This is a genomic window from Lysobacter sp. yr284, from assembly GCF_900107375.1.
In the GTDB taxonomy this organism is placed as follows: domain Bacteria; phylum Pseudomonadota; class Gammaproteobacteria; order Xanthomonadales; family Xanthomonadaceae; genus Lysobacter.
In genome coordinates, this window is sequence record NZ_FNPT01000044.1 from 1 (window position 1) to 3,557 (window position 3,557).

The 3,557-nt window shown below is 61.3% G+C and carries 3 protein-coding genes; all 3 read right to left on the reverse strand.

Translation table 11 applies throughout. The annotated features are described in order from the left end of the window. Positions 1–260, reverse strand: a 260-nt coding sequence (locus BLV01_RS25035; protein ID WP_139179219.1) for a hypothetical protein, incomplete at its 3' end; no start/stop codon positions are given. A gap of 258 nt (positions 261–518) precedes the next feature. Then, positions 519–761, reverse strand: a complete 243-nt coding sequence (locus BLV01_RS25040; RefSeq protein WP_091806793.1) for a hypothetical protein — start codon at positions 759–761, stop codon at positions 519–521. A gap of 32 nt (positions 762–793) precedes the next feature. Next, positions 794–3,557, reverse strand: a 2,764-nt coding sequence (locus BLV01_RS25045) for a LysM peptidoglycan-binding domain-containing protein (protein ID WP_139179222.1), incomplete at its 5' end; no start/stop codon positions are given.

A 3,557-nucleotide genomic window follows, 5' to 3' on the forward strand; every position in this document is an offset into this window, starting at 1 on the left:
ATCAGCAGGCTGTCGTTGTCCCAGTAGCGCGTGCTGCTGCTCTTGAGCGCGCCGCCGGCGTCGTACTCGTAGTAGTCGCCGACCCGGCCGGCCTGATCGTTGACCCGGCGCGCGCGCAGCACGCCGTCGATGGTGGTGTCGGTGAGGTAGCCGCGGGCGTCGTAGTCGTAGCGCTCCAGATGCCCGTCGCGCCCGTAATGGGCCGAACGGCGCTCATTGGCCTCATCGTAGGCGATCGCTGATGACGCCAGTACGCGCATGACCGGCCTTGTCGCCGGCATGCGCCGCGCTACACGGCGTCGTCAGCATCGTAACGACCAGGCTGTTTGACTCGCTTGCCTCACCGCAGTTCCTCCTTGAAAGCCTTCATGGGTGGAAGACTTGCGAAAATCTGAGTATGCGGCGGGATCGACTCCAATCACGCTCGTACTGCATTGCACCTACATCCAAGCCATTGGGCCATGGATGGAATGCCGGCCACAATCACTCGCGCACCAACAAGGTCGATGGAAGGAAAATCAGCCCCTTAGCTTGCCCATGTAAGCGACAGCGTCGTTCAAACCAACCGCACCACCAACCCGGTAGCTGATGAAATGCAGCGCGAGCACGGGATTGACCTCGGCAATCTTTAGAACACGGGCAACATCCTCCTGCGACAATTCTGATAGCGATTCGACGCGCCCCTCATCCAACTCAGCCGCATCCACTCCGATGATCTTCGCGATTTTCGGAATTAATTTCTCGTCATGAAACCCGGACATCAAATCACCTCATTTCTCAATAGGCAATGCGCTCACCCGCCCCCGGGGCGAGCACTAACGTGGACCTTGTCCAAAATCGGCTCGCCGGTGAAGTCATCGTAGTTAGGGAAGGTAACGGAAATATCTCCGTATCCCATGTCTATCCGATGAGCGCCGAACGATATCCTCCTCACCGCCAGATTCGCCGCTTCGGCGTGGGTCAGACCGGCTGTTTCGCTGCGGATGGCCGCATACTCTTTCTGGAAATTCCTCAAATTATCGTCCGCCAACGAACCCGACAATTCCCTAGGCGCGCGGCCATAATGCTCCTTCAGCTCCGCAACGACCTTTTCCAGCGAGAACCTGGTGAAGCTGACACCGCCTTCGATATCGAATTTAGACTGCACCCCGTTGTTGTCGAATTCCTTGAACAGATAGAAATTCGGCCCTTCATCCTTGAATTCATAGATCCCGACGTCGTATTCCCCTCCACCGAAGTTGAGTTTGATCGTACCACTGCCCCGTTCGAAGTCACTATGAAAGGACAACGCCGTTGGGGGGACGACAACCCGCGGAAGAACTCGCCTTTCCGGAGCGACGATTGTGCCGGCCGCGACCGTGGAACTGTCATTTTCCAATGCGTCTGCGGTCAAGCCGACCAACTCGGTCTTACCGCGATTGAAGACTGCGGTGCGGTTCAGCAGGCTGAGTACCTGGAAGAGCGCGGCTCCCCCGAACTCATCGTTCTCGAGAGGCGTTGCCCATGAAGCCGTAGTCTCTGTTTGCGGGCCACTGCGCAAGACTGTGTTGTAGCCCTCTTTAAGAAAACCGGACAAAGAGCCACGCCCCGACATGGCGGAGATCAGTTCTGGTCGATCATGCAGCGTCACTACTGCCGGCACCGTCGGCGTCAGACCCGCGCGTGCGCCCTTGTTGAGTACGTTTTCGATCGACTGATCCAGCAGTCCACGCGACCTGGTTCCGGGGGCGGCAGGCGCCGCCATGGGTTCGATCCGCACTGGGTAGCGCAGATTCCCGCGTTCGCCGATCCAGTTGGCCAAGCTGTATGAGTAAATCCAAGATTCGAATTCTCCCGAGGCATTCCTGGTCGCCGTTACCGGAACCGGCGCGAGGTCGATGATTTCGCCCTCGGGAGCGCTCTTGTACTGGATGAACCCGCCGCCAGCAGCGACGAAGGACTCTCTAAAGTCGAAAGCAGACCCAGTGGAACTTACATATTGCGCTCGCGCTGCGGATAACGCTTTTTCTTCGCTGATTCCGGCGTTCTTGTATATCTCATAGATGCCGGCCTGAGCAGGCTTCAGCCCGGCAACGGGACGGTTCAGCGCCATGACCGCAGCGCTATCGGCGATGGCGCTGCCGATAGTGCTGCCCAGTGCGTTCAGTCCCGATTGGACCAGCGCCGCTGTACTCAAGTTGCCCTTCGCGGCCATGCTGATCGCGTCGGCAGTTCCGCTTCTGGCGAAGTTCCGCAGTGCGGCGTTACCCCAATCCCTTCCAGCGGCGCCGGTTTCCACCGCACGCGCCCATCCGTCGCGTCCACCATATTGGGCACGACCGACGGCTTCGCCGACCCCATACGCGGCAGCGGACGATACCGCCGCTATCGCAACGCCTTTCCAATCGAAACGGCTTTGCTCGCCGGCCGCAATGTTCACCACTTGATTCGCGATATTGCTTGCGGTGCCATTGACGATGGCCTGGCCCAACCCCTTACTGCCAAGTACGCCACCGAGACTGGCACCTGCATTGGCGATGAAATCCAGACGTCCCACCCCGCCCGTTATCGCCCCACCTACCGCGGCCACCCCGACCTGCTTCCAGCTGAACTTGTCCTGGACTCCACCGGCGATCAAAACTGCCTGGCTTGCGATAGATCCAACCGCCGCGCCAAGCGCCATGAAACCGGCACTGGCGTTCAGACCCGCTGCCATTGCCGTACCGAAAGCAAATGCACTGCTGGTGGACGCCGCTGCGGCGCCAGCCGCCGCAACGGCACCAGCCCCGCTGGCCGCTCCTGCACTGCCCGCCGCCGCCCCCCACACGCCGCTGGCCGCACCTGCCGTATAGATGGTGACCACTACTGCAATGACGATCGCCAAGACCTTGACGAACCCACCACACCCCTTCTTCGCGGCCGGCGGCGGCGGCGGCTCCGGCACCGTCGGGCTCGTATTGCCCATCGCCGAACCCGCGTCGTACGGTTTGAACGTGCTCGCGTTGTTGTGGATGTTGGTGACCTTGTTCGGCACCGTCAGCACGGTGTTGGCGATCAAGGGCTGGTTCGGCGCCAGGCCGTTGGCGTCGGCCAGCAGGTACCACATCGCCGAGTCGCCCCACAGCGCGGCGGCGATGCCTTGCAGGGTGTCGCCGGCCTTGACGATGTAGCTGCCCGGCGCGGCGGTGGGGTACAGGCTGTTGATCGGTTGGTAGTTCTCGTCGAAGTTGGCGCCCGCCACCGGGGTGAAGCGCTTGTGGCGGTCGTCGTTCTTGGCGCCGGCGCGGGCTTCGTTCTGCGCGAGCTCCTTGGCGTAGTCGATGCGGTCGATGCCGTCGTTGCCGACGTTGCCGATCTGCCTGTCGTCGAAGAAGTAGTAGCTGTGGTGGCGGTTCTGCTGGGCGTTGCTGACGTTGCCGTTGGCGTCGACCTGGCCGCCGATCAGTTCGTCGCGCTGCAGGATCCGGCCTTCGCCGTCCACTTGGTAGGCGAAGCCGCGGTTGCCGGCCTGGTCGTAGGCGAGCTTGATCCGGCCCTGTTCGTCGTAGACGTAGCGCGAGAATCCGGGCGCCCAGTTC